At 34.0% G+C, this 25,779-nt stretch carries 25 protein-coding genes; 3 read left to right on the top strand and 22 right to left on the bottom strand.

Annotated elements, in window-relative coordinates; all coding sequences use genetic code 11:
• Window positions 1-32 precede the first annotated feature (32 nt).
• The 11 genes from coaE to GS03_RS09500 form a co-directional block, all read right to left on the bottom strand.
• On the bottom strand, window positions 33-617 hold the full coding sequence (gene coaE, locus GS03_RS09550; RefSeq protein WP_136152317.1) for a dephospho-CoA kinase: 585 nt from the start codon (window positions 615-617) through the stop codon (window positions 33-35).
• Complete coding sequence (locus GS03_RS09545; protein ID WP_136152316.1) at window positions 614-1,615, bottom strand: glycosyltransferase; 1,002 nt, start codon at window positions 1,613-1,615, stop codon at window positions 614-616. The genes coaE and GS03_RS09545 overlap by 4 nt, the downstream gene beginning before the upstream one ends.
• Before the next feature lie 120 nt (window positions 1,616-1,735).
• Window positions 1,736-5,164 carry a T9SS type A sorting domain-containing protein gene (locus GS03_RS09540; RefSeq protein WP_136152315.1) on the bottom strand — a complete coding sequence of 1,143 codons (3,429 nt, stop codon included), beginning with the start codon at window positions 5,162-5,164 and terminating at the stop codon, window positions 1,736-1,738.
• Between the two features lie 108 nt (window positions 5,165-5,272).
• A complete protein-coding gene (fabV, locus tag GS03_RS09535) occupies window positions 5,273-6,466 on the bottom strand; it encodes an enoyl-ACP reductase FabV (RefSeq protein WP_136152314.1) in 1,194 nt (397 codons plus the stop codon).
• Window positions 6,467-6,521: 55 nt separating this feature from the next.
• Window positions 6,522-8,174, bottom strand: a complete 1,653-nt coding sequence (gene recN, locus GS03_RS09530; RefSeq protein ID WP_136152313.1) for a DNA repair protein RecN — start codon at window positions 8,172-8,174, stop codon at window positions 6,522-6,524.
• A 41-nt stretch (window positions 8,175-8,215) separates the two neighbouring features.
• A complete protein-coding gene (gene porD / locus GS03_RS09525) occupies window positions 8,216-9,103 on the bottom strand; it encodes a type IX secretion system protein PorD (protein WP_136152312.1) in 888 nt (295 codons plus the stop codon).
• A complete protein-coding gene (gene coaBC / locus GS03_RS09520) occupies window positions 9,093-10,304 on the bottom strand; it encodes a bifunctional phosphopantothenoylcysteine decarboxylase/phosphopantothenate--cysteine ligase CoaBC (RefSeq protein WP_136152311.1) in 1,212 nt (403 codons plus the stop codon). The genes porD and coaBC overlap by 11 nt, the downstream gene beginning before the upstream one ends.
• Before the next feature lie 5 nt (window positions 10,305-10,309).
• On the bottom strand, window positions 10,310-10,630 hold the full coding sequence (locus GS03_RS09515; RefSeq protein ID WP_136152310.1) for a DNA-directed RNA polymerase subunit omega: 321 nt from the start codon (window positions 10,628-10,630) through the stop codon (window positions 10,310-10,312).
• Between the two features lie 7 nt (window positions 10,631-10,637).
• Window positions 10,638-11,432, bottom strand: coding sequence for an outer membrane protein assembly factor BamD (locus GS03_RS09510; RefSeq protein WP_136152309.1), 795 nt, complete (start codon window positions 11,430-11,432; stop codon window positions 10,638-10,640).
• Window positions 11,433-11,541: 109 nt separating this feature from the next.
• Window positions 11,542-12,426, bottom strand: coding sequence for a 4-hydroxy-tetrahydrodipicolinate synthase (dapA, locus tag GS03_RS09505; RefSeq protein ID WP_136152308.1), 885 nt, complete (start codon window positions 12,424-12,426; stop codon window positions 11,542-11,544).
• A 1-nt stretch (window position 12,427) separates the two neighbouring features.
• Window positions 12,428-12,892: a DUF6913 domain-containing protein gene (locus GS03_RS09500; RefSeq protein WP_246034065.1), complete on the bottom strand. Its 465-nt coding sequence runs from the start codon at window positions 12,890-12,892 to the stop codon at window positions 12,428-12,430.
• 103 nt (window positions 12,893-12,995) lie between these two features.
• On the opposite strand from GS03_RS09500, the gene GS03_RS09495 reads away from it, so the two are divergent.
• A complete protein-coding gene (locus GS03_RS09495; RefSeq protein ID WP_136152306.1) occupies window positions 12,996-13,772 on the top strand; it encodes a 5'-nucleotidase C-terminal domain-containing protein in 777 nt (258 codons plus the stop codon).
• 4 nt (window positions 13,773-13,776) lie between these two features.
• Window positions 13,777-14,691, top strand: coding sequence for a bifunctional metallophosphatase/5'-nucleotidase (locus GS03_RS09490; RefSeq protein ID WP_136152305.1), 915 nt, complete (start codon window positions 13,777-13,779; stop codon window positions 14,689-14,691).
• Here the strand turns inward: GS03_RS09490 and GS03_RS09485 are convergent.
• From GS03_RS09485 to rpsF, 7 genes are all read right to left on the bottom strand, one after another.
• A complete protein-coding gene (locus GS03_RS09485; RefSeq protein ID WP_136152304.1) occupies window positions 14,677-15,360 on the bottom strand; it encodes a lysoplasmalogenase family protein in 684 nt (227 codons plus the stop codon). The two genes, GS03_RS09490 and GS03_RS09485, sit on opposite strands and share 15 nt — an antisense overlap.
• A 28-nt stretch (window positions 15,361-15,388) precedes the next feature.
• Complete coding sequence (locus GS03_RS09480; protein WP_136152303.1) at window positions 15,389-16,108, bottom strand: lysoplasmalogenase family protein; 720 nt, start codon at window positions 16,106-16,108, stop codon at window positions 15,389-15,391.
• 100 nt (window positions 16,109-16,208) lie between these two features.
• Window positions 16,209-18,209, bottom strand: a complete 2,001-nt coding sequence (ligA, locus tag GS03_RS09475) for an NAD-dependent DNA ligase LigA (RefSeq protein ID WP_136152302.1) — start codon at window positions 18,207-18,209, stop codon at window positions 16,209-16,211.
• 73 nt (window positions 18,210-18,282) lie between these two features.
• The gene (locus GS03_RS09470; protein WP_136152301.1) at window positions 18,283-18,756 is read right to left on the bottom strand and encodes a DUF6495 family protein; all 474 of its coding nucleotides are present in this window, start codon (window positions 18,754-18,756) and stop codon (window positions 18,283-18,285) included.
• 211 nt (window positions 18,757-18,967) lie between these two features.
• Complete coding sequence (gene rplI, locus GS03_RS09465) at window positions 18,968-19,408, bottom strand: 50S ribosomal protein L9 (protein ID WP_136152300.1); 441 nt, start codon at window positions 19,406-19,408, stop codon at window positions 18,968-18,970.
• A 62-nt stretch (window positions 19,409-19,470) separates the two neighbouring features.
• On the bottom strand, window positions 19,471-19,767 hold the full coding sequence (gene rpsR, locus GS03_RS09460) for a 30S ribosomal protein S18 (RefSeq protein ID WP_136152299.1): 297 nt from the start codon (window positions 19,765-19,767) through the stop codon (window positions 19,471-19,473).
• Between the two features lie 2 nt (window positions 19,768-19,769).
• Window positions 19,770-20,114, bottom strand: a complete 345-nt coding sequence (rpsF, locus tag GS03_RS09455) for a 30S ribosomal protein S6 (RefSeq protein WP_136152298.1) — start codon at window positions 20,112-20,114, stop codon at window positions 19,770-19,772.
• Between the two features lie 188 nt (window positions 20,115-20,302).
• On the opposite strand from rpsF, the gene GS03_RS09450 reads away from it, so the two are divergent.
• Window positions 20,303-20,998, top strand: coding sequence for a LytR/AlgR family response regulator transcription factor (locus GS03_RS09450; protein WP_136152297.1), 696 nt, complete (start codon window positions 20,303-20,305; stop codon window positions 20,996-20,998).
• Between the two features lie 6 nt (window positions 20,999-21,004).
• Here GS03_RS09450 and priA read toward each other — a convergent pair whose 3' ends face one another.
• Genes priA through nadC form a run of 4 tightly spaced genes read right to left on the bottom strand, consistent with a single transcriptional unit; the run spans window position 21,005 to window position 25,694 of the window.
• Window positions 21,005-23,455 carry a replication restart helicase PriA gene (priA, locus tag GS03_RS09445; RefSeq protein ID WP_136152296.1) on the bottom strand — a complete coding sequence of 817 codons (2,451 nt, stop codon included), beginning with the start codon at window positions 23,453-23,455 and terminating at the stop codon, window positions 21,005-21,007.
• 11 nt (window positions 23,456-23,466) lie between these two features.
• On the bottom strand, window positions 23,467-23,889 hold the full coding sequence (locus GS03_RS09440) for a DUF2147 domain-containing protein (protein WP_136152295.1): 423 nt from the start codon (window positions 23,887-23,889) through the stop codon (window positions 23,467-23,469).
• Window positions 23,886-24,836, bottom strand: coding sequence for a YihY/virulence factor BrkB family protein (locus tag GS03_RS09435; RefSeq protein ID WP_136152294.1), 951 nt, complete (start codon window positions 24,834-24,836; stop codon window positions 23,886-23,888). The genes GS03_RS09440 and GS03_RS09435 overlap by 4 nt, the downstream gene beginning before the upstream one ends.
• Complete coding sequence (gene nadC / locus GS03_RS09430) at window positions 24,837-25,694, bottom strand: carboxylating nicotinate-nucleotide diphosphorylase (RefSeq protein ID WP_136152293.1); 858 nt, start codon at window positions 25,692-25,694, stop codon at window positions 24,837-24,839.
• Window positions 25,695-25,779 lie beyond the last annotated feature (85 nt).

The following is a 25,779-nucleotide window of genomic DNA, read 5'->3' as shown; positions in this document are numbered from 1 at the left end:
CATTAACCAAACATTAACATCTTGAGAATATATTATTGATTTTTCAATAATTCGAGAATTTCATTGACTTGCTTTTTGGTAGCATCAATTGATAGATTATTAATTACAAAATTGCTTTTTGCAATTCTCTGTTCGTCAGTCCATTGGTTTTGAATTCTTTTTAAAACAGAATTCCTATCGGTTTTATCGCGATTAATTACTCGTTGAAGACGAGTTTCCAAAGGAGCAGTTATTGTGATCACAGCATCACAATATTTATAGCTTCCGGATTCAAATAAAATAGCAGCTTCTTTAACTACAAAAGGGAAATTTTTATGCTTCTCAACCCAGACATCAAAGTGTTTTTTTACTTCAGGGTGAATTATGCTATTTAGTCTTTGCAGTTTTTCGGGATTGTTAAAAACAATTTGGGCTAGTTTATCACGATTAAGAGTTCCGTTGTTTACAACTTCATTTCCAAATGCAGTGCTTATCGCCTTGATTATTTTATCAGAAGACATTAATTCTCTGGCTTCATCATCAGCAATATATACCGGAATTCCCAATGATTTGATATACTCAGCAACCATTGTTTTTCCGCTTCCAATTCCGCCTGTTAATCCAATTATTTTAGTCATGATTTTATTTTAAAAAATAATTCAGGAAAAGCAACTTCGGGCTTTTGTTTTAAAAGAATGACTTTAATATACGCTTCTAAAAATCCTCTTCCGTATCCAAAGAATTGCTTGGAAACGGCTATTAAGGAAAGAAACCCAATTTTAAAACTTTTATTTTGAATTGTTGCTGCAATTAAAATTAAAAGAAAGTAAAATGCGTAACAAATTATTGGTAATTGAAAACCGAATAGGAACAAAAATATCGCAACAGAAAAACCTAAAATAAAAAGTGTCGGAAAGAAAAAAGTAAGCTTACTATATTCGGGATACCAACTATTTAAAATTGGACGTGCTTTGCCAAATTTGTTTACCTGAACCGAAAATTTATCCCAATCAATTCTTCGTTTGTGATATACGAATGCTTTTGGGAAAAGCCTTGTTTCATGTCCTAATTTCCATAATCTAATAGATAAATCCGGATCTTCACCCGGATGAATATTTCCAAATCCATTAGAATCTTCAAAAGCTTTTTTTGAAATTCCCATATTAAAACTTCGAGGCTGAAATTTGGTTAACTTTTCCGACCCGCCACGAATTCCACCTGTTGTTAAGAAAGATGTCATTGCAAAATTAATTGCTTTTTGAATATCTGAAAACGAATCTAAAGCTGCATCAGAACCACCAAAACAATCGACATAATCGGTTGTTAATTCTTTTTCAACTTCAGAAAGATATTGTTTTGGAATAATGCAATCTGAATCAAAGATGATAAAATAATCTCCTTTGGCTACTTTCATTCCGTAATTTCTGGAATCACCCGGACCTGAGTTTTCTTTGAAATAATACGATATATTTAGTTTGTCTTTGAATTTTTCAACTTCTTCCCTACACGTCAATGAAGAGCCATCTTCAACAATTACAATTTCGTATTCTTTGTTATAATCAGAAATCAAAAGACTTTCTAAGAGCTCTTTAATTTCATCGGGTCTATTATAAACTGGAATAATAATTGAAAACATCGTGTAAATTTTTACTTCGTACAGTTCGGCCTAAAGGTCTCGGGTTACAAAGATAAGTTTTATACAAAAGAAAAACCACCTAAAATTTAGGTGGTTTTAATTATTAAAAAGGAAATCTAATTATTCTTTAATAACCTTAATAGTTTTAACCTGATTATTAGATGTTACTCTAACCATGTAAGCTCCATTTGATAAGTTTGACATATCAATATGAGCATCGTTAGCATTAATAACATTAGAACTTACTTTTTGCCCTAACAAATTAAATACTTCAACATTTGAAATTTCCTGGTTATAAGATAAGTTCAAAGTGTTTTTTACAGGGTTTGGATAGTATGTAAAATTAGCACTATCAAAAGAACCAGTTCCTAATCCATCATCAGTAATTGATAAATCATAACTACCACGACCAGCTGGAGTCGTTGAGAATACTCTTAAGTAATATGTTCCAATAGTCAATCCTGTTAAACTTGTAGCTGCTCCAGTTGTTGTACAAGACCCGGCAACCTGTGTTAATGCACCACAACTACCAGAATATAATGCGAAACCTGCAGCTCCTGTTAGATTAGAAAGAGTGATTGTTACATCTGTAACAGATCCGCTATCAAACCAATACCAAGTATCATAGTACGTTCCAAACATATTTCCACAACTTGGGTAAGCTACTCCTAAACTAGCTGAAGAACATGAATTATCAGCTGCGGTAATTGGTGTTCCAATTGTTACTTGTGTAGCAGTAGAACATTCATCATTTACTGTAGCTGGTGTACAAGCAGCAACACAACTAACATTTAATTCAAAATTGATAGGATTAGTACCTGGAGCAAAAGTATAAGAATATACTAAGATGTAATAATCAGTACCTAAAGCTGCAGTAAATGTAACAATTGAAGCTAATGTATTTGTTGCACAACCCGCAGCTTGTGCATCATCATTACCACCAATACAAGTAAGAGCACCACAAGCACCGCTGTAAACAGCAATTCTTGAATCACCTGTAGTAATAGTTGGGGAACAAGTAGTTACTGTTACATCACTTCCATCACCTACATATTTATACCAAACACCTGGTGTGTTTTGTGTTGTTACTCCTGAAATACCACAAACTGGCATATTTTCATTTGTTGCAAGTGCAGTTGTTCCAGCTGTAGTAGATCCACAAGTTACAGTGATTGCATCTGAACAATCATCATTTACAGGTGGTTGAGGAGGTGTTGTACAAGTTACATTCATAGTAAATGCACCTACACTTCCAACGTTCCAACCTTCAACAGTAATGTAGTAAGTTGTTGTTCCATCAGAATCAAAAGTTACTTTAGAATTTAGTGTGTTTGATGCACAAGTAGCATCATCATCATTATCAGCGACTAAAGTTAAATTACCAGAGGTTCCGGTATAAACCAACACAGATGTATCATAAGATGAACCACAAAGATTAAGTGTCACTGTTTGTGCAGTACCACTTCCTGTAAACGAATACCAAAGGTTTGGAGCATCTAAATCGGCATTAGGACCGTCTGGAGCATCATCTTCATCTAATGTTACAGGTGCTGATGTATCTCCTGTATATGTATTTCCACAACTTATAGCAATCGCATCAGCAAAATCATCACCAGGTACTGGTGGAAGCGGATTAACAGTTAACACTCCACTAACAAATGTAGTTCCATCCCAAAAACCACCGCCACCAGAACTGAAACCACCATATACATATGGTCCGTTATTTAAAGAGAATCTAGTAGCGTAATCATAAGTACCCGGAGCTAAAGCAGCTCCAATAGATGCCTGATATTCATCATTATTACTAATGTGTCCAGCATTCCAAGTTGCTACAGTCCAGTCCGTCCATGTACTTGGATCTGTTCCAGTTGCACCAGTACCTACCCATGCTAAAATATCCGGAGCTTGTCCGTCAATGTTTGGTACAACATCGGTTAAACCGGCTTCATAAACTTGTCCATAGACAGTTACACTTCCGCCCTGCGTAATTGTTTCAGTGGCAGGGAATTGTAGATTAGCCCAGTCAGGTGTAACTGTTGGTTGTGGTTCTGTTGTAAAACTCCAAATAGCACATCCTACAGCTGCACCAGCAGCATTTCTTGGAACAATTTGCCAATAGATAGTAGTGTTATATGCTCCAATAGGTCCAGCATCCGTAATACTTGTTCCTGCAAAATTTCCATCAAATGTTAAATTTCCTATATCCGTTCCAGAATAAAGATCATAAGAAGTTGCAGGTTCACCTGTTGTAGGTGCGTCCCAAGATACATCAAAAGTATCAAATGCCGGAACAGTTGTGCTTCCGTCAGCAGGAGTTGGATTTGATGCACATTGTGGAACTGATAATGTGGAAGTACAACTAATTCTTCTGTCTCTAGATGTATTTTGAGTTCCGCAAGTTGAATTTGTATGAATATAATATCTTATAACGCCATCAGTCGTAGGTGTGTAGGTAACACTACCTTCACCTGCTACAAATGCAGTTGTACCATCTGCTGAAGCGATTGTAATATAATCAGTGGCTACAGAGCTTGAAAAAGTATAGGTGCTTGAAGCAAGTACATTAATATTTGAATATTCACCAGCCCAAGCATTTGCAACTATAATGAATACAGTGCCATCACAAACCGGCACATCATAAGTTGCTGCCGGGAATAAACCTGCTGTCAAACACGCAGCACCACAAATTACATTTGTTTCTCTTTCATCATCATTAGTGCCACATGCTGAATCGGTATTTATATATACTCTAATGTCTCCAGTGACAGTTGATACCCATGTTAATGGTGATGTACTGGAAGCGGCAGCTGTTGCTCCATTATCTGTACTTACAGTAAAATAATCAGTGGCTATTGAACTTGTGAATTTATAGGTTTGCCCACTTGTTACAGTAACAACAAAATAATCTCCTGCCCAAGAATCAGTTGCTATTAAATTAGGGGTAATTCCATCACAAGTTGTTGGAACAATTACATCAGGCGGGTACATATTTCCTGTTAGACAAGCAGTAACAGCAGTTACACTTAAAGTATAGTCTTCCGCTTGACCATATCCAGTACCCGTTTGACAAGAAGTTCCATAAACATTATATCTCTTAACTACTCTCATTCTGGTGTTTCCTCCTAAAGCAGTCCCCGGAACTGTTATGCTTCCAACTAATTGAACTGCATCAACACCAGTCGAATTGACAATGTCCCCAATGTCATAAGATTCTCCCGAATCAGTAAAAACATTATTTTGATTCCAATCAATGAATACTCTAAGTTTCGTGGTAAAAGCTCCGTCTGTATTTCCTTTCAGCGTGATTGGATAAGCAGATCCTGCAGTTACATTTCCAACTATTGCAGTGTAGTCTTCATGTGCAAAAATTGTTGTCCCGTTACTAGCTCCAACTGTAGCGGAACTGGAATTATTGATACCAGCAAAATTGACCAAAGTTATTGGCTCAACAGCACTCGTAAAAGTCATTGGTCCACAATAGGGCGCAGGAAACTGTGCAAACCCGGAAAAAGTGACCAGAAGCATTAATACTAATGTAATTTTTTTCATGTAGTTAAAGTTTTAAAGTTAATTGCCATAAAAGTAAGTATAAATAAAAAAACCCACAAATAAATTGTGAGTTTAAAAATTAGAGTTATCAAAAGAAATATCAACAAATTAACTTTCGATACTTTTAATCATTGTCAATTCATTAGAATCGGCTGTATAATCAACATTATTAAATCCAAAACCAAATAGGTTAAGAAAATCTTGTTTGTAACCTGCTAAGTCTCCTATTTCAGTTAAGTTTTCAGAAGTGGCTTTTGCCCATAATGCTTTTATTCTTTCCTGAATATCGTCACGCATTTCCCAATCGTCAATTCTGATCCTGCCTTTATCGTCAGTTGGAACTTCTTTTCCGGCATAAAGTCGCTGTTCAAACAATCTTTGAATTTGTTCTATACAACCTTCGTGAACTCCTTCAGCTTTCATTATTTTATATAACAAAGAGATATATAGCGGAATTACAGGAATAGCAGAACTGGCTTGCGTTACTAAAGCTTTATTTACTGATACATAGGCTTTCCCGTTTAATGTTTTTAAATCGTCTGTAATTTTGAATGCTGTTGCTTCCAAATCATCTTTGGCACGGCCAATTGTTCCTTTTCTATAAACCGCTTCAGTAACTTCAGGTCCGATATAAGAATAAGCTATTGTTGTTGCTCCGTTAGCTAAAACACCTGCATTTTTTAAAGCATACATCCACATCTTCCAATCTTCACCACCCATAACAACAACAGTGTTGTCAATATCTTCCTGATTTGCCGGTTCGATAGTAACTTGTGAAACTAATCCTGTATGAAAATCAACCGTTTTATTTGAAAAGGTTTGTCCGATAGGTTTCAGAACCGAACGATGCAAAACTCCTGTAACCGGATGCAAACGAACTGGTGAAGCCAAACTGTAAATTACTAAATCAACCTGACCTAAATCTGCTTTAATCAAATCTATTGTTTGTTGTTTCACTTCATTCGAAAAAGCATCACCATTTATACTTTTAGCATATAAACCGGCTTTTTGAGCTTCAGTTTCAAAAGCAGCAGAATTATACCAACCCGGAGTTGCGGTCTTTCCTTCTGCTGGTGGTTTTTCGAAGAAAACTCCAATTGTTCCGGCACCTGAACCAAAAGCACTTGTTATTCTTGAAGCCAAACCAAAACCAGTTGAAGCTCCGATAACTAAGACTTTTTTAGCACCTTCGATATGCCCTTTTGATTTTACATATTCAATTTGATTTTTAACATTTTGAGCGCAGCCTTCCGGATGTGCAGTCAAACAAATAAATCCTCGCATTCTTGGTTCTATAATCATATGATATGTATTTTATGTTAATTTTTTTGAGTTACAAAAGTAATAAATTAGGATTTCAATTCAACAACGCTTTGGCATGATTAACGGCTGAATCTGAAATATCTTTACCCGAAAGCATCTCAGCAATTTCGATTATTCTTTCATCGCTGTTTAATAATTTCAATTCCGAAACGGTATTTTCTCCCAATACAGTTTTGAAAACTTTATAATGATTTGCTCCTTTCGCCGCAATTTGAGGAAGATGTGTTATGGCAAAAACCTGCATCGTTTTGCTCATATCTCTCATAATTTCACCCATTTTGTTAGCGATTTCACCCGAAACACCAGTGTCAATTTCGTCAAAAATGATTGTTGGGAGTTTGGAATATTGAGATAAAATTGATTTCACTGCAAGCATAATTCGGGACATTTCACCACCTGAAGCTACTTTTTTTAGCAAACCAAAATCGGTTCCTTTGTTGGCGGAAAATAAAAACTGAAGCGTGTCTTTTCCGTTATTGTGATAACTTGCTGAAGGAATTACATCAATTTTAAACCGGACATTTGGCATACCTAATTGATTCAGTATTTCAATTAGTTTCTCACTTAAATTTGGCACCGCTTCTCTCCTACTTTGGCTTATTGTTGAAGCAATTGCATCCAACTGCAATTCGATATCTTTAATACTGTTTTCTAGTTTTGTAATTTCTTCTTCTAAAGTAGCAACCGAAACAACTTTAGTTTCTAAATCCGTTTGAATCTGGATTAATTCTTCAACAGTCAAAACGTTATGCTTTTTCTGAAGATTATAAATCAGTTGCAGTTTTTGATTGATAGTTTCCAGTTTCTCAGGATCATTAAAAAGCAAATCTGATTCCCTGTTTAATTCTTTAACTATATCATCAAATTCAATTAAGATGCTATTGGTTCGTTCGAAAAGCGATTGGTATTCAGCCGAAAAATTAATGTTTTTTTGAAGTGCAGCTTTGAATTCTTTTAAGTTTTTCAGAATTCCAAATTCTTCTTCATTGGCAACAGCCAAAAGTTTGTCCAGATTTTCTTTGATAAATTCAACATTGTTTAATGCCTGATATTGCTGCTCTAATTCTTCCAATTCGCCCGTTTTTAAATTGGCTGATTCCAATTCCTGAAACAAAAATTCGTTATAATCTTTCTCTTTTAAGATTGATGAAAACTCATTTTTTTTAGATTCTAAAGTCGATTTTGCGGAACGGTATTTTTTTAAATCGGATTGAAATTCAATAAGCAACTCCTGATTATTGGCAATAGCATCAATGATTTTGAATTGATATTCTTCTTCTGACAACTCTAAAGTTTGATGCTGCGAATGCACATCTATCAGATAAAAACTTAAATCCTGCAGTTGTTGAAGATTAACCGGACTATCATTTACAAACGCTCTTGATTTTCCGGAAGGAAGAATTTCTCTCCGAATAATCGTTTCCTGTTCATAATCTAAATCATTGGCTTCGAAGAAAGATTCCAAATCGTATTTCCCAATTGAAAAATTGGCTTCAACAATGCACTTTTCGTCTTTATTTTTAAGGGAAGTTAAGTCGGCACGTTTTCCTAAAACCAAACCTAAAGCGCCAAGAAGTATTGATTTTCCTGCTCCGGTTTCACCGGTTATAATTGAAAAACCCTTCGAAAAATCGATATCTAATTTTTCTATCAGGGCAAAATTTTCAATGGATAACGATGTAATCATGTGCAGAAAATGAAGAAAAGTTTAAGTAGTAAATGTACTAATTATAACTTAATCGTTTGCCATTTACTTACGTTGAGTGGTGACAATTTATTTAAATTCTCGATTGTCTCTGTTAAAGAAACTTTTGGACCTGCAGACAATATTGAAACTAACTCATCCACTTTAGCATCAAAAAACACTCTGGTTATAAAAGCGTTTGGACGAACTTTATATATAGAAGCAAGTGTACTAATTGCCCCGATAACTTTATCTTTTCCTGATTTTGCATCAGCACTCATCGTATCCAAACCTTCTCTGTGATATTGATACAAAGCTTCTCTGTAAGCATCAAATGTTCCGCTAAGAATGTCGTTTGTTAAGAAATACCTGTTTTGATTCCCATCTGCCTGACTCCATCCTTTATAACCACTTTGTTGCGCTACAGATTGTATTTGCTGTGCTATTCCATAATTTTTATCTCCACCCATTAATGAATAGGTATCAGCATCAAAACCAAGAATCATATAACAGTAATACGCCAAAACGGAAACTAAATTAGAATCAAAATTGGATGGATTGAATTGCAGGTTTTCAAATTCAACATATCGAAAACTAAAATCTTTGTCATTAAAATTAAATACTGGCGATGCATAAGTCGAATTAAAAACCGGTCTAGTAGATTGCACCTGAATCGATGCGGTAAACTGGTTTGATTCATAGCTGTTCACTATGATAACCATAGAACATTCTATTTTCTCATTTGCTTTATATTCATCTCCCGTCCAATCCGTTTTATTAACAAAATCACTTATTGAAGTTTTTAAGTTTTTAAATATCTGATTGTTAGTCGATGCCACTTTATCCGAATTAATCTGAACGGAACAATTTAATTGTTGAGCCTGTACCACTCCAACAAATAGCAATAAAAGAAGCGAAATTCTATTTTTCATAATGTGAAATTACTTTGTTCATAATATCTGCTGCAACCAATTCTTTTGATTTTAAATCCATCGGTTCAATATCAAAATCCTTATCGATAAATATTATTTTATTAGTTGCTTTTCCAAAACCTGCACCTTCATCCTGAAGCGAATTTAAAACAATCAAATCTAGGTTTTTTTTCTGAATTTTCAACTTGGCATTTTCAATTTCATTTTCAGTTTCTAAAGCAAAGCCAATCAAAAATTGATTTTGTTTAACTCTTCCCAAGGAGGCCAATATGTCCTGCGTTTTTTCGAGCTCAATTGTTAACGAAGCTTCTGCTTTTTTAATCTTTTGTTCGGCTACAAATTTTGGCTTGTAATCAGCTACCGCAGCTGCGCAAATAGTGACGTCAACTTCATTGAAATATTTGTGGCATGCATCATACATTTCCTGAGCAGAAGTCACACGGACTAAATTAATAACGGAATTTTTTACATTTAAGTGTGTCGGGCCAGAAATTAAAGTTACTTCCGCCCCTAATTCGGCTGCTCTTTCAGCAATATCAAACCCCATTTTACCTGAAGAATGATTACCAATAAAACGAACCGGATCAATCGCTTCGTAAGTTGGTCCAGCGGTAATAAGTATTTTTTTTCCTCTTAAAGGCAATTTACTTTCCAAATCTTTTTCGAGAAAAGCGACAATGTTTTCAGGTTCTGCCATTCTTCCTTCACCGGATAAACCACTGGCCAATTCTCCGTTTTCAGCCGGAATCATGATGTTGCCAAATTGCTTTAGCAAATCAAAACTCGAAATAGACGAAGGATGCTTGTACATATCCAAATCCATTGCCGGAGCAAAATAAACGGGACATTTAGCAGAAAGATAGGTGGCAATTAAAAGATTATCGCAATTGCCATTTGCCATTTTGGATAAGGTATTGGCAGTTGCCGGAGCTATAAGCATTAAATCTGCCCAAAGTCCTAATTCAACGTGATTGTTCCATTGCGCATTCTCATCTTTTTCATCATGAAAGGTAGAATGAACAGGATTCTTTGAAAGCGTTGACAGTGTTAACGGTGTTACAAAATCCTTAGAAGCCGGTGTCATGACCACTTGGACATGTGCACCGGCTTTTATAAATAATCTAACTAATGTGGCTGTCTTGTAGGCGGCAATTCCTCCGGAAACGCCGAGTAAAATTTTCTTACCGCTTAAAACAGACATCTGAATTAGTCTTTTGTAGTATCTCTGTAGTAAATTTTGTCATCAAGCCATTCCTGAACAGCTAATGCATGTGGTTTTGGTAATTTTTCGTAGTATTTAGAAACTTCGATTTGTTCTTTGTTTTCAAAGATTTCCTCAAGACTATCGTTGTAAGTTGCAAACTCTTCTAATTTCTCAGTCAATTCTTTTTTGATTTCAGAATTGATTTGGTTTGCTCTTTTAGCCATTATTGTTATTGCCTCGTAAACATTACCTGTACGCTCTTCAATTAGAGTTTTGTTATACGTAACAGTGTTTACCGGTGCATTCGTCTTCTTTAAATCCATGCCTTTTTTATTTAGAATATTGTTTTAAATCGTTTTCAATTCGAGCTAACATTACATCAGCTTTAGCTTTATATTCGGTATCACCTTTAAATTTCATCAAACTTGAATAAGCCGCTTTAGCATTATCAAGCCTTTCGTGCATTTTTCCCGGAACACTATTGATTGCTAATTGATAGGCAGAATCTAATTTATAAAATAATGCTTTCTCTTTATATGGTGTTCCCGGAAAGTTAATTAAAAAGTTGTCAAATGCTACCATTGCTGCTTTGTAATCAGAAATAGTGTGATATATTTTCGCATTTTCAAATGCTTTTTTTTCTAATTTCTCTCTTAAATTTTTTGCCAATAAATTAGCTTCCGCCAAATTCTGTCCTTCAGGATACGAATCAATATAATTTTGAAGTTTATCAACCGCTTTGTAGGTATCTGTTTGATCTAAACTATAAACAGGAGATAAAAAAGTAAATGATTTAGCCCCTAAAAAGGAAGCTTCTTCCAATTTTTCACTTTTTGGATAACTAGACACAAAACTCTCAAACTGGTAACCCGCTAAATAATATTGCTCTGTTTTATATAATGCTTGTGAATACATATAAAACATTCTTTCTGCTTGTGGTTTAGCTTTATAGGCCGGAGCAATTTGTTCAAAAAGCCTGATAGCTTTACCATACTTTTTGGCCTCATACATTTTTGTAGCTGATACAAACTTAACGGCAACATCTTCCGATTTTAATGCTTTTTGATATTCGCTACAAGACGATAAAAATAAAACAACTGCAAACAGGGCGAAAAATTTCTTCATTTATTTATTTAATTCAGTTGATTTTAAACACTTTTTGTGTTGGAAAAATCAACTGCAAATTTAGTTATTAATTGTTGATTACAAAATATTTTTTTTGATGTCAAAAAATCTACATTTTTGAGATTTTATTTGTGAAATTATGCAGACGATTTGCTAAATCCTCATTGACATTTACAAGTGGTAAACGCACGATATTCTCAGACAAGCCCAATGCTTTAAAGACTTCTTTAATTCCGGCCGGATTTCCCTGCTCAAAAATCATATCGATTGATTCGGCTAAAAGGTAATGAATTTTATAAGCATCGTCTACCCTTTTGTTTAAACCAAGATGCACCATTTCTGAAAATTGTTTCGGAAAACCTTCTGCAATTACCGAAATAACGCCAGCACCTCCAGCCAAAACCATTGGTAATGTTACCATATCGTCACCGGAAATTACGAGAAAATCTTTTGGTTTATCTTGTATCAATTTCATCGCCTGTACAATATCTCCGGCAGCTTCTTTTACAGCGACAACATTCTTAAAATCGTTTGCCAATCTGATAATTGTTGACGGCAATATATTGCTGGCTGTTCTTCCTGGAACATTATATAAAATCACCGGAATTGGAGATGCTTCGGCAATAGCTTTGAAATGTTGGTAAATCCCTTCTTGTGTTGGCTTATTGTAATAAGGAGAAACCGATAAAATAGCAACGAAATCTGAAAAATCCCTTGATTTTAATTCTTCAACAACTTCTGCTGTATTGTTGCTTCCAACACCAAGAACCAAAGGTAATCTTCCATTATTGGTATCAACAATAGTCTTTATTACCAATTCTTTTTCAGCTTTTGATAAGGTTGCACTTTCTGCAGTAGTTCCGAGTATCACTAAATAATCAATTCCGTTATCAATTTGAAAATTGACAATGGCTTTCAACGCTTCAACGTCTACTGAGAAATCTTTTTTGAATGGTGTAACAAGCGCAACGCCGGTTCCAATTAATGATTGCATTTTATATTTTGTTTAGGATTTTTAAATATTTGAATAATTCAGACATAAAAACTTTATAGTTTTCGGCATTAGTATCAATCATAAAATGATTTAATCGCTTATCAATAGAGGCAAAACCAACTTTAAAACCAGCTTTAGATAAGTTAGAAACCAACAGTAATGCTACTTTTTCGGTATCATAATAATTAATCAGCAAATCAAAAGGTTCAGTGATAAAATCTTTTACTTCTTTTTTATCTACAGTTCCTGTCCAACTCAAATCTTTATGGCTAAAAACAGGATAATCAAAAACTTCATTCTTCTTTATTTTGTTTTTGAAAACTAAAACTTTAATATCCTTTTCATCAATTCCTTTCTTAATCAACTCTTTGACCAAGTCTTCTCTTTCATAGAAATAGCTTTCGTCAAAAATAATTCCGACGGTTTTGATTACGTTATCGGAAGCCAAATGTTTTACATTTGACAAGCTATTTTTAACTATTTTTTTTGTTGAAAAATCCTTGAAGTAATTTAAAAACATACTACTTTTACTTGAATTGCAAATTTACTAAAATTAGTGTCAAAAAGAGATGGTAAAACTAAAAAACTATAACGGTGTAGTAAAGCATTTTGTTTTATTATTAACATTTACCGCTGTTATTTCGTGTGCCGAAAAGAAATATGCCGTTACCAAAATTGAAGGCAAGGAAATTGGAATTACAGATAAGCAACCTGAAGTTACTGAGATTGAAAACTTTATTAAACCCTATCGTGACAGAATTGATGCTGATTTGAATACCGTTTTGGGAAATGCTCCTGAAACTCTTGACAAATCAGGTGAATGGCAAACGCCAATGGGTAACTTTTTAGCCGATATTACTTTTGAAAAATCAGATAAAGTGTTTCAATCGCGTGAGAAAAAAGCAATTGATATTTGTTTATTGAATCATGGTGGTATAAGAAGTATTATTCCGAAAGGAAATGTAACAGCCAGAACCGCTTATGAAGTAATGCCTTTTGAAAACAGCGCTATTGTCATTGGACTAAAAGGTGAGCAAATTTTGGAAATAGTCAATTATATTATTTCCGAAAAAAAACCACATCCGTTGAAAGGACTGACGTTTACCATTGACAAAAGCAATCAGCCTAAAAACGTTTTGGTAAATGGAAAAACATTAGATAAAACTAAAGTCTATTATGTTGTGACTTCTGATTATTTATCCAATGGCGGCGATAATATGCTTTTCTTCAAAAAAGGCGTTGAAAAATATGATTTAGATTATAAGCTTAGAAATATCATCATTGATTATTTTAAGGAAAACAAAACGATTACAGCCAACAAAGACATTAGAATTACCAAAGAATAGCATCATGAAAAGAAGAGATTTTATCCAAAATACAGCTTTAAGTTCAGCTTTGCTTGGACTTGGTGGCTTATCATTGAGCAGTTTCAAAACGTTTGATACCAAGCATTTGACGATACTTCACACTAACGATGTTCACAGTTATATTGATCCTTTTCCACCAACGCATCCAAAGAATCCGAATATGGGTGGCGTTGCCCGAAGAGCTGCTTTGATTGAAACCATCAGAAAGGAAAATCCAAATGTTTTATTGCTTGATGCTGGTGATATTTTTCAGGGAACACCTTACTTTAATTATTATGGTGGCGAATTAGAATTTAAACTGATGAGCATGATGAAATATGATTTGGCTACCATTGGAAACCATGACTTTGACAACGGAATTGAAGGTTTATACAACCAATTACCCAATGCCAGTTTTGAATTTGTCAATGCCAATTATGATTTCAAAAATACGATCATGAATGGTCATGTGAAACCTTATAAAGTAATTCACAAAGACGGAATTAAAGTTGGAATTTTCGGAATTGGCGTTGAACTTGAAGGTTTGGTTGACAAGAAAAACTATAAAGAAACCGTTTATCATGATCCGGTTGCAGTTTCTCAAGACATGTCTCATATTTTAAAGCATGAAGAAAAATGTGACTTGGTAATTTGCCTTTCACATATTGGCTATCAATACAAAAACGAACCTGATAAAATTTGTGATGTTAAATTAGCTGCTTTGACCAAAGACATTGATTTGATTATTGGTGGTCACACACACACTTTCCTGGACAAACCAACTATTTTAAAAAATGCTGATGGAAAAGATGTATTGGTAAATCAGGTTGGTTGTTATGGTGTAAATCTGGGTAGAATTGATTTTTATTTTGATACTGATGTTTCAAAAATCGCCTCAGGAAAATCAATTATTGTTTGATTTTTCGGCTGTGATAACGTACTTATAAAAAGAGAAAAAAGCCAAAGCATTGAATGTCATTGCTAATGGTCTGAACAATTCTTCAAATTCATTTACCAAAAAATACTTTTCTACAAATACCACAAATTGCAGCATCACAAAAAGCAATGCACTAATTAGTAGCACAGAATTTTGTTTGTTGTCATTCATGAAATAACTTGAAAGCGCTATTCCGGCAAATAATGATATCAGTAAATTTTGGAATATTAATATATAAATGCTGTTGTTTGGAATTTCAACTGTTTCTAAAAACAGATAAAAGAATATCAGTAAAAAAGGCGTTGTCGCAATGATTAAAGGGATAAAATCATTAACCTTTTGGAAGCGAAATATTATGCATATCACTATGATACGATGGACTGTAAATACTAACACACCATAAAACAAATAGCTTGGTGTATTTGGGATAAAGAGAATATTAGTAAATAAGGATAACAGTAATGCCGTTATAAAAAGTTTGCTTTTCTTATCGGATTCAATGCAATAAATTACGATTAAAACCAATGGAATTATTGGTTTTAATGCGCAAATTAGTGTTGTGTTTACATAATACTCGGCTATAACTTCAAAAAAAGCTATTATAAAATAACATACTGTTAATGATTTTATTATATTTTCTTTTTTTAGCATCAAACGCTGATTTCAAAAAATGTTTAGTTTAACTTAATAATGTTGTCTGATATTTATCTTTGTTTTCCTCCGTTAAGAACATAAATTTCGTTAGCAAAAACTGTCCTACAACAAACATTGTCATTGCTAAAGCATGAAAAAAATTAGCATCTTCATAATATACTTTTAGGACGAAAACAAACTGTGTCAGAGCAAAAAGCATCGTGCTTAAAAACAAAACAAGATTTGATTTATTCGAAACCATGATATAATTACCCAAACTTAATCCACCCAAAAAGATGGTGAATATTCCATGTATCAAGAACAAATAAATATTGTCTCCCATGGCCTCAAATGATAAAGAACAAACCGTTGCATAAATAAAAATAAAAGGAACAGAACCTATAATCAACGGCACTAAACTTGGCATTTTCACCTTGTTCATTACGATATAAATAACCAATATTCTATAAACTAAAAAGAATACAGAACCAAAGATTATCCAATTTATAGTATTTTCTATAAAGAGCAAATTAGCAATCCAACTACAAATTATTGCCACTAAAAAAAAGTAGTTTATTTTTTTTGTCAGACTTAAATAATAAGCAAATAAAAAAGGGAGAATAAAGGGCTTGGTAATCCAGATTAAAAGTTTGTCTTCCTTATATTCACCCATAATTTCAAAAAGTGAAACAATAAAAAATAAACACAGAAAAAAACTTGAAATATATTTTCTATACTTAGCATTAAAAGACTTGTCTAAGCTCATGTTGTTTTGATTTGAGGGAAAATTTAATAATCAACTGTGTTAAACTTAAAATAAAGTTACTCTAATATTTTTAAAATAAAGCAATTGCTGCACTATATTTTCAATCCGTAATCATAGTTAAAAAATCATTTTCTGAAATGATAGCAATTTTTAACTGATTCGCTTTTTCCAGTTTGGCTGGCCCCATATTTTCTCCCGCAACCACATAATCTGTTTTGGCAGAAATAGAGCTTCCAACTTTTCCGCCGTTATCTTCAATTGCTTTTTTAAGATCATCACGCGAGAATTTCTCAAAAACTCCGGAAACCACGAAGGTTTTACCAGCTAATTTATCAGTAGCATTTGGATTAAATTTTTCAACCAATTCTAATTGCACTCCAAATTCTTTTAAGCGTTCTATTATTTTGACATTTTCCTGATTTTCAAAAAACTCGATTACGCTTTGGGCTATCTTCTCTCCTATTTCATCTACCAAAATCAAATCCATTAACGACGCATTTTGCAATGCATCAATATTCTTGTAATGCTTTGCTAGTTTCTTTGCAACGGTTTCTCCGACATATCGAATTCCAATCGCATACAAAACTCTTTCAAACGGAATTTCCTTAGATTTCTGAACACCATTAACCAGGTTTTCAGCCGATTTTTGCGCCATTCGCTCTAATGGCAAAATTTGTTCAACAGTTAACTCGTATAAATCAGCGTAATCTTTAACCAGATTATTATTGAAAAGCAAAGCCACAGTTTCTCCGCCAAGACCTTCAATATCCATCGCTTTACGCGAAATAAAATGCTGAATTCTGCCTATAATTTGTGGAGGACAACCATAAAAATTCGGACAATAGTGATTGGCTTCGCCTTCGGTTCTTATCAGTTCCGAATTGCATTCAGGACAATGAGAAATATATTGAGTACGTTCTGATTCCGGATTTCTTTTTGCCAAATCAACACCGATTATCTTCGGAATAATTTCGCCTCCTTTTTCAACAAAAACAGTATCACCAATGCGGATATCTAATTTTTCGATTTGATCAGCATTGTGCAAAGATGCCCGTTTTACGATAGTTCCGGCCAACTGCACTGGTTGTAAATTGGCTACCGGAGTTATCGAACCGGTTCTTCCAACCTGATACGAAATTGAATTTAACGTAGTTGAAACTTGTTCCGCTTTGAATTTATAAGCCATTGCCCAACGAGGAGATTTGGCTGTATAACCCAATTCATCTTGTTGGTGCAGGTTATTGACTTTTATCACAACACCATCTGTTTCATATGGTAAATGGTGACGATGCGTATCCCAATAATTTATGTATTCAAAAACTTCTTCAATAGTGTTAGCTAATTTGGCTTCTTTGGGAACTTTAAAACCCCACTTACGAGCAGTTTCTAATCCGTCAAATTGAGAATCGAAATTTAAATTATTGCCCACAATAAAATAGAGTAAGCATTCCAATGGACGTTTTGCTACTTCAGTACTATCCTGTAATTTCAAACTTCCTGAAGCTGTATTTCTTGGATTAGAATAAGGTGTTTCTCCTATTTCAATCAATTCCTGATTCATTTTTTCAAAACCTTCAAAAGGCAAAATGATTTCACCACGAATATCAAATCGCGCCGGATATTCTCCTTTTAATTTTAATGGAATGGATTTTATGGTTTTAATATTATTAGTCACATCATCACCCTGAAAACCATCGCCACGAGTAACTGCCCGTTTTAATTTTCCGTTTTCATAGGTTATAGAAATCGATGCACCATCATATTTTAATTCACAGGTATATTGCAACGGAACATTTCCAAGCACTTTTTGGATTCGGGTTTCCCAATCGATTAAATCTTCTTTGGAATACGAATTGTCGAGAGAATACATTCGGTAATCGTGAACAACTGTATTGAAATTTTTGGTAATGGTTCCGCCAACGCGTTGAGTTGGTGAATTATCGTCATAGAATTCGGGATGTTGATTTTCTAATTCCTGAAGTTGTTTTAGTTTTTGGTCAAATTCGAAATCAGAAATCGTTGGCGTATCTAACACATAATAATTGTGGTTGTGTTGATTGAGTTCGTCACGTAAATCCTGAATTGTTTTCTGAATATCCATAAAAAGAATTGGCTATTATAGTTGCAAATTATGTGCACTAAAATAGCCAATATTTTTTGAAAAGGAATAAACTTTATGACTGAATTATTCCGTTTATTTGAAGATATAATTGTCCGTCACTCAAAATAGCGCCTTCTTTAATCAAATCAAAAATAGCTGGGTTTCGTTCGCCCTGATATTCTTTTTTACCCAAATGAATTTCAACAGCATCGGTAAATATATTATCACTCAACCATTGCAAGCCATCCTTTTGCATAAAATCGACTTGTGGTTCTAATGCTTTTAAAACAATAGATTGGATTAATTTTTCCTGACAGTGAAAAAGGAAAATATGGTTTTTAGAAAAATGTTCTAAATAATGAGCATTACTCAAAACGCCTTCCCAAATCAAATCGGAGAAAACATCCAATTCCTGTTCTGCAACTTCCGGTTTATCTGATTTTATTTTATCCCATTCGGCTTTATCAATAGATTGTGTTGCCAGGAAGTTGGTGAATTCCTTGTGCAGTTCTTCAAATTGTTCTTTTGTTAGTCTTTTGTACTTCATTTTTTAAAGTTGCTAAGGCACTGAGGTTCTAAGGTTCTTAGTTTTATTTTATAAATAATTTTTTTAGCCCCGATAGCAGTGAAAATCCTTTTTAATTTGTCATGCTGAGCTTGTCGAAGCACAAATTAAAAAGATTGTAACGAATAGCGGGAAATAGCTTCAAAAAAAAATCCCGACTTACATCGGGACTTTTATACTATATAGCGAAAGATTAAACTTCAGCTACGATTTCATATGGTAATTCAACAACCACATCTCTGTGAAGTCTCACAGTTGCAGAGTATTTACCTGTACGTTTTACAACACCACTAGTGATGAATTTTCTATCAACAGTTTGACCTGCAGCTTCTAAAGCAGCAGCGATATCAATGTTAGAGATAGAACCGAATAATTTTTCGCCACCAGCTTTTGCTGTGATTTTAATTTCGATAGCTTTCAAAGCTTCACCCAATGCTTTTGCATCGTTTACTACTTTAGCTTCTTTGTGTGCTCTTTGTTTTAGGTTTTCAGCTAAAACTTTTTTTGCAGAAGGAGTTGCTAAAGAAGCGAAACCTTGTGGGATTAAGAAATTACGACCGTATCCGTTTTTCACCGTTACTACGTCATCTTTAAATCCTAAATTTTGAACGTCTTGTTTTAAGATCAATTCCATGTTGTTGTCCTTATTATAGAAGTTAGGTTCCGCTTACCGGGAAACCAACAACTGAGTTTATATTATTTTAATAAATCGGCCACGTATGGCATTAAAGCTAAGTGACGAGCTCTTTTTACAGCTACTGACACCTTTCTTTGGTATTTTAATGAAGTTCCTGTTAAACGTCTTGGTAAAATTTTACCTTGCTCGTTAACGAATTTCAATAAGAAATCTGCATCTTTATAATCGATGTATTTGATTCCAGATTTTTTGAAACGACAATACTTTTTAGTTTTGTTTGTTTCAATGTTTAAAGGCGTAAGATATCTGATATCTCCGTCTTTCTTTCCTGAAGCGGATTGTTGTAAGTTTGCCATGATTAGTTTGCTTTTGCTTCTTTTAATTTAGTTCTTCTTCTCTCTGCCCAAGAAATAGCGTGTTTATCCAAACTTACAGTAAGGAAACGCATAACTCTCTCGTCACGTCTAAACTCAGTTTCAAAAGCAATTAAAGCTTCTCCTGATACTTGGAATTCGAATAAATGGTAAAACCCACTTTTCTTGTTTTGGATTTCGTAAGCTAGTTTTTTCAAGCCCCAATCCTCTTTGGATACCATCTTTGCTCCTTTAGCAGTAAGAAAATCTTCAAATTTGCTTACTGTTTCCTTTACCTGAACTTCAGATAAAACGGGATTTAAGATGAAAACAGTTTCGTAATGATTCATAATAAAAATGATTAAAATTTAATTTGGGCGCGAAAGTATGAATAATATTTGAATTAACAATCGCAAGTAACGTTAAATCGTCAAAAAGTAAAAAATACCGACAAAAAGCAAAAAAAATCGATGAAATGCTTGGTGGATTAAAAAAAAGTATCTATTTTTACATCACCAAATCTATAATAAATAATATTATGAAACTAAATTGTGTTGTTGTTGATGATAGTTCGATTCAAAGAATGATCATCGCAAAGTTAGTAAATAATCACCCAAATCTACATTTAGTAGGTGATTTTTCTAATGCAATTGAAGCAAAAAATTGCATGTCGGTTCATACCGTTGACTTAATTTTTCTCGATATCGAGATGCCAGTCATCAGCGGTTTTGATTTTCTTGACGGCTTAAAAGTAAAACCCCAAATTATTTTTATCACGTCAAAGGCAGAGTATGCTATGAAAGCATTCGATTATGACGCTACGGACTACCTACAGAAACCGATAGCTTTGGATCGTTTTAATGCATCTGTCAGAAGAGCAATGGATTTCCATATGCTTAAAAAAGAAAATCAGGAAGAAGAAGGAGAACATATCTTTATTAAGAGTAATCTTAAGAAACTTAAAATTTATACCAATAAAATTAAGTGGATTGAAGCTTATGGAGATTATGTGAAAGTAGTTACCGAAGAAGATAGTAATCTTGTTCTTTCAACTATGAAGTCTTTTGAAAATGATTTATCAAAAGAGAAATTTATTCGGGTTCATAAATCTTATATCATTAATATTGATAAAGTGGAACGTTTCAACAGTAAGTTTGCCGAAATTGGGGTAACAAAAATTCCGTTGAGCCGAAATAAGAAAGAAGATTTGATTAAAGCTTTAGCTATTGCTTAAGTCTACTCAATAAAAATCAACATTTACAGTAACTTTAATAGTTCTGTATTGTGAAACCAAATCAAAACTATTCAGTATTTTCTGGATAGTTTTTTTTGTGCCCTGAATCGAAGCGTCTCCAGGCATCTTAATCATTATGGTTCGAATATATTCGTTTCGGATTCTTCCAATGGCCGGTTCTTCCGGACCAAGAACAGGAATAGTTAAGTTTTGCTGTAAAACCTGATACAACCACATCGAACCTTCTTTCAATTTTTCAAAGTCACGATGCTTTAAGGTTAGTTTTATCAAACGGTAAAATGGCGGATAGTAATAAATCTTCCTTTCATAAAGTTGCTCCTTATACATTCCTTCATAATCATTGTTTGTCACTTGCTGAATGATATTATGCAACGGATTATACGTCTGAATGATAACTTTTCCGCGTTTTTCTGCCCTGCCCGAACGACCTGCAACCTGTGTCATCATTTGGAAACTTCTTTCAAAAGCCCTAAAATCGGGATGATACAACATATTGTCCGCATTCATTATTCCGACTAAAGAGACATTGTCAAAGTCTAAACCTTTGGCCAACATTTGTGTACCAACTAAAACATCAATTTCTCTGTTTTTAAAACTATCAATGATTTTTTCGAAGCTGTATTTCCCACGTGTAGTGTCCTGATCCATGCGTTTGATGTTCTTTTGAGGAAACAATTCGGCTAATTCCAATTCGATTTGCTCAGTTCCAAAACCTTTGGTTTCCAAATCAACACTCGAACAAACATGGCAATTCGTTGGTTTTGCCATCGAATAACCACAATAATGACAACGCAACTGGTTTTTATATTTGTGGTACGTTAAACTCACATCGCATTGTGGACATTGCGGCACATGACCACAAGTCATACATTCTAAAACAGGCGAAAAGCCACGACGGTTTTGAAAAAGTATTACCTGCTCATTATTAGCAAACGCTTCGGTAATTTCTTCAATTAAAGTAAGGCTGAAATGACCTTTCATTTTTTTTCTGAAATAACTGTCTTTCAAATCGACCAATTCAATTTCGGGCATTTGCACTTTCCCAAAGCGCTCCGTTAAAGTTATCAAACCAAACTTTCCTGAAGTTGCATTGTAATATGTCTCAATGCTTGGTGTCGCGGAACCTAATAAAACTTTGGCTAGATGCGCATTTGCCAATACAATCGCTGCATCACGTGCATGATATCTTGGAGCCGGATCTTGTTGCTTAAATGTTTGCTCGTGTTCTTCGTCAACAATGATTAAACCTAAATTGGAAAATGGCAAAAACAAAGCCGACCTTGCTCCTATTATAATTTGTGCTGATGCTGCATTTTGATTAACGTTGTTCCAGACTTCTACCCTTTCGTTATTACTGTATTTGGAATGGAAAACAGCAACCTTATTGCCGAAATGCTGCGTTAATCGGGCAACCAATTGTGTTGTCAAAGCAATTTCCGACAGTAAATACAAGACTTGCTTTCCCTCAGCTATATAGTTTTCAATGAGTTTGGTGTAGATTTCTGTTTTGCCGCTTGATGTTACGCCATGCAAAAGCGAAACTTCTTTTTCTTCAAAAGAATTTACAATTTCATCAAAAGCCTGTTGTTGCGTCTGACTTAAAGTCAATTCATTTTCAACTTTATTTTTATCAAAATTGACTCTGTCTTCCTGAATAAAATACTCTTCAAAGATTTCTTTATCAACCAATCCTTTGACAATTGCTGCAGAAGTTTGTGTCGTTTCCGTTAATTGTTTTACCGAAACAGGCTGACGTTCCTGCGCTTGCAATTGAAAATATTGGAGTACTAGATTTTTTCGCTTTTCGGATTTTAAACCATCCAATAAAGCTATTAGATTTTCTTCCTTTTGATACTGTTCGTGCAGCCGAATGTATTTGACAAGTTTGGGTTTGTATTCCTCCTGGATTTCTTCCTGAAGCGAGATGATTTTTTTGTTAATTAACTTTTGAATAACCGGCAAAACCGTTTTCTTATTCAGAATGTCAATAATGTTCTCGACTTTCAATGAACTCTGATGTTGTAAGGCTTCATATATCAAAAACTCATCATCAGTAAAAGAAGTTTCATCTACAAATGTTTCTTTATTTTGAGAGATAATCGTTTCGCTTTCCAACAACAAAGCTGATGGTAATGCACCACGATAAACATCTCCAATATTACACATATAATAAGACGCAATCCAAAACCAATGATTGATTTGGAATTCGTTTACAATTGGTTTTTCGTCAAGAATTTGGTGGATTTCTTTTGCCTCATAAAGCGTTGGTTCGTTTTGATGCAAATCGATTGCTAAGGCTGTATAGATTTTGTTTTTACCAAAAGGAACAGCAATCCGCATTCCTTTTTTAATAAATGCAAATTCATTTTCTGAAACCTTATAAGTAAAGGTTTTAGGCAAAGAAAGCGGAACAATAACTTCAATGAAGTAATTCATTTTAAATGTAGTTATTTATGTCTAATCCATATCTGTGATCTGCCAAAAAGTGGAATTCCTATATAACCGCGAACAATCAGTTTATCTTTTCCATCGAGGGAAATTTTGCAGTGATACCATTTACCAATTTTTGGGTCTAACACCTTTCCACCACCATAAATATCACCATCTTTTGTCATTCCCTTAATAATGTTCATTCCCATTACAGGTTTGTTTTTCTCATCGCCATCGCATTTTTCGCATTTGATATGCTTTTTTTCCGCTTCAAATATTTCGATAATCCTGCCGTAAACTTTTCCTTTGTGCTCAAAGATTTCAACAACTCCTTTTTCTTTTCCTGTTATGTCGTCAATAGTCTTCCATTTCCCAAAAATAGTTTGCGAAAAACTTAGTTGGAAAAACAAGAACATTACAATTGATAAAGTTAGTTTCATGGTACTTTATTATCTATTTCTTTTTGCTTTTCACGTTTAATATGATGTATGGAAGCATTTAAATCAAAACCTAAAAGCAAGACCATTGAATTTATCCAAATGTAAAACATAACAACTAACAGTGTTCCTATGGAACCATAAAGCTCATTATACTTTGAAAATTTAACTACCCAAATTCCAAAGAAATAAGAAGAAATAATAATCAGAATGGTTGTCACAACCGAACCTATAGAAACTAAAGCTCTTTTTTTATCATGCTTAATTCCATATCTGAACAATATAGAGGTAGCCATCAATATCATTAAAATAACAAAAATGTATCGTCCCATTTCGATAAGCGGAATGTTGTCTGATAAAACATCTTGAATTTTTGTTTTTTGAATAAAAACCTCAAAAATCACAATCGCTGCCACGGTAATTAACAATAGAAACGATAATACTATTGACAAGGCTAAAGCAACAACATATTGTCTAAAAAACTTTCGTTTTAAAGAAACATGAATATGATGAGAAGCCTCAAATCCTCCTAAAACAGCATTCACGCCATTAGTCATCAACAAAACAGCCATCAAAAAACCTGTCGAAAGTAATCCGCTATGACTGTTGTGCAAAATATCATTGATGATTTTGTAAATAGCATCATAAGTTGTCGGTGGCACGCTTTGCTGAACGAAGCCTAAAAAATCTTCCTGAAATCCCTCAATTGGTATGTACGGAATCAGATTAAGTATAAAAAGAGCAAACGGAAACAACGCCATAAAAAAACTAAATGCAATTGCCGTAGCACGATAAGAAATCTCACCCTCAAAAATTCCGGTGAAATAAAAACTTAACATCTCATACAACGACATGCCATGAAGCCATGGTAATTTTATGCCGTCTAAAAGAAAGACAAACTGTTTAATTACAGGAAGCTTGCTGAATTTGTTTTCTGTTGTAGTCGACATTTAAAAAGCTTTTAAACTTAAATCCATATTATAAACCGAATGCGTCAATGCTCCTGACGAAATATAATTCACACCACATTCCGCATATTGACGAATGGTATTCTCATTGATATTTCCGGATGATTCTGTCAAACATTTGTTGCCAATCAATTCGACAGCTTTTCTTGTATCATCAAAATTGAAATTGTCAATCAAAATTCGGTAAACACCTTCACTTTCCAGAATTTCTTTTATTTCATCAAGGTTTCTGGCTTCGACAATAATCTGCAAATCCAGATCATTAAACTTTAAAAATTCTTTGGTTTTGTTGATAGCATTTGTAATTCCACCTGCAAAATCATTGTGATTGTCCTTTAGCATTACCATATCATACAGAGCAAAACGGTGATTTTCACCACCACCAATCTTGACAGCCCATTTTTCACAAGCACGAAATCCGGGAGTAGTTTTACGAGTATCAAGCACTTTAGTTTTGGTGCCTTCCAATAGTTTTACGTATTGATTTGTTTTGGTAGCAATGGCAGACATGCGTTGCATCGAATTCAGCACTAATCGTTCCGCTTTCAAAATAGATTGCGAACTTCCCGAAACATGAAAAACAATATCGCCATGTTTTACTGCTGTTCCATCTTCAATAAAAGTTTCAATTTCTAAAGTTGGATCAACATTTTCAAAAACCATTTTGGCAAATGCTACTCCGGCAATGATTCCGTTATCTTTAACCAAAAGCTTTGCTTTCCCTTTGGCATTAGTCGGAATACAGGCCAACGAACTGTAATCGCCAGGACCAATATCCTCGCGGATGCCATTTTGTATAATTATATTGAGTTCTTTTTGAAACTGTTGTTCTGAAATCATTTTGAAACTATTGATTGGCTAAAATAGTAAATATGTTGATTTGGTTATGCGTTTATCTTGTTATTTGAAAACAATTTTTTTAACC

Origin of the sequence: Flavobacterium sangjuense, from assembly GCF_004797125.1 — a bacterium.
Lineage (GTDB): Bacteria > Bacteroidota > Bacteroidia > Flavobacteriales > Flavobacteriaceae > Flavobacterium > Flavobacterium sangjuense.
Note: the sequence above shows the minus strand (reverse complement) of the source record. Positions and strands in the feature narration are given on the sequence as shown.

What these genes read in the sequence shown, in the direction of transcription:
- coaE (WP_136152317.1), bottom strand. Translation starts at nt 617, where the DNA reads ATGACTAAAATAATTGGATTAACAGGCGGAATTGGAAGCGGAAAAACA.
- GS03_RS09485 (WP_136152304.1), bottom strand. Translation starts at nt 15,360, where the DNA reads ATGCTAAAAAAAGAAAATATAATAAAATCATTAACAGTATGTTATTTT.
- GS03_RS09510 (WP_136152309.1), bottom strand. Translation starts at nt 11,432, where the DNA reads ATGAAGAAATTTTTCGCCCTGTTTGCAGTTGTTTTATTTTTATCGTCT.
- GS03_RS09495 (WP_136152306.1), top strand. Translation starts at nt 12,996, where the DNA reads ATGGTAAAACTAAAAAACTATAACGGTGTAGTAAAGCATTTTGTTTTA.
- ligA (WP_136152302.1), bottom strand. Translation starts at nt 18,209, where the DNA reads ATGGATATTCAGAAAACAATTCAGGATTTACGTGACGAACTCAATCAA.
- rpsF (WP_136152298.1), bottom strand. Translation starts at nt 20,114, where the DNA reads ATGAATCATTACGAAACTGTTTTCATCTTAAATCCCGTTTTATCTGAA.
- dapA (WP_136152308.1), bottom strand. Translation starts at nt 12,426, where the DNA reads ATGCAATCATTAATTGGAACCGGCGTTGCGCTTGTTACACCATTCAAA.
- GS03_RS09540 (WP_136152315.1), bottom strand. Translation starts at nt 5,164, where the DNA reads ATGAAAAAAATTACATTAGTATTAATGCTTCTGGTCACTTTTTCCGGG.
- GS03_RS09450 (WP_136152297.1), top strand. Translation starts at nt 20,303, where the DNA reads ATGAAACTAAATTGTGTTGTTGTTGATGATAGTTCGATTCAAAGAATG.
- recN (WP_136152313.1), bottom strand. Translation starts at nt 8,174, where the DNA reads ATGATTACATCGTTATCCATTGAAAATTTTGCCCTGATAGAAAAATTA.
- coaBC (WP_136152311.1), bottom strand. Translation starts at nt 10,304, where the DNA reads ATGTCTGTTTTAAGCGGTAAGAAAATTTTACTCGGCGTTTCCGGAGGA.
- GS03_RS09440 (WP_136152295.1), bottom strand. Translation starts at nt 23,889, where the DNA reads ATGAAACTAACTTTATCAATTGTAATGTTCTTGTTTTTCCAACTAAGT.
- rpsR (WP_136152299.1), bottom strand. Translation starts at nt 19,767, where the DNA reads ATGGCAAACTTACAACAATCCGCTTCAGGAAAGAAAGACGGAGATATC.
- priA (WP_136152296.1), bottom strand. Translation starts at nt 23,455, where the DNA reads ATGAATTACTTCATTGAAGTTATTGTTCCGCTTTCTTTGCCTAAAACC.
- nadC (WP_136152293.1), bottom strand. Translation starts at nt 25,694, where the DNA reads ATGATTTCAGAACAACAGTTTCAAAAAGAACTCAATATAATTATACAA.
- GS03_RS09435 (WP_136152294.1), bottom strand. Translation starts at nt 24,836, where the DNA reads ATGTCGACTACAACAGAAAACAAATTCAGCAAGCTTCCTGTAATTAAA.
- GS03_RS09480 (WP_136152303.1), bottom strand. Translation starts at nt 16,108, where the DNA reads ATGAGCTTAGACAAGTCTTTTAATGCTAAGTATAGAAAATATATTTCA.
- fabV (WP_136152314.1), bottom strand. Translation starts at nt 6,466, where the DNA reads ATGATTATAGAACCAAGAATGCGAGGATTTATTTGTTTGACTGCACAT.
- GS03_RS09490 (WP_136152305.1), top strand. Translation starts at nt 13,777, where the DNA reads ATGAAAAGAAGAGATTTTATCCAAAATACAGCTTTAAGTTCAGCTTTG.
- rplI (WP_136152300.1), bottom strand. Translation starts at nt 19,408, where the DNA reads ATGGAATTGATCTTAAAACAAGACGTTCAAAATTTAGGATTTAAAGAT.
- GS03_RS09470 (WP_136152301.1), bottom strand. Translation starts at nt 18,756, where the DNA reads ATGAAGTACAAAAGACTAACAAAAGAACAATTTGAAGAACTGCACAAG.
- GS03_RS09515 (WP_136152310.1), bottom strand. Translation starts at nt 10,630, where the DNA reads ATGGATTTAAAGAAGACGAATGCACCGGTAAACACTGTTACGTATAAC.
- GS03_RS09545 (WP_136152316.1), bottom strand. Translation starts at nt 1,615, where the DNA reads ATGTTTTCAATTATTATTCCAGTTTATAATAGACCCGATGAAATTAAA.
- porD (WP_136152312.1), bottom strand. Translation starts at nt 9,103, where the DNA reads ATGAAAAATAGAATTTCGCTTCTTTTATTGCTATTTGTTGGAGTGGTA.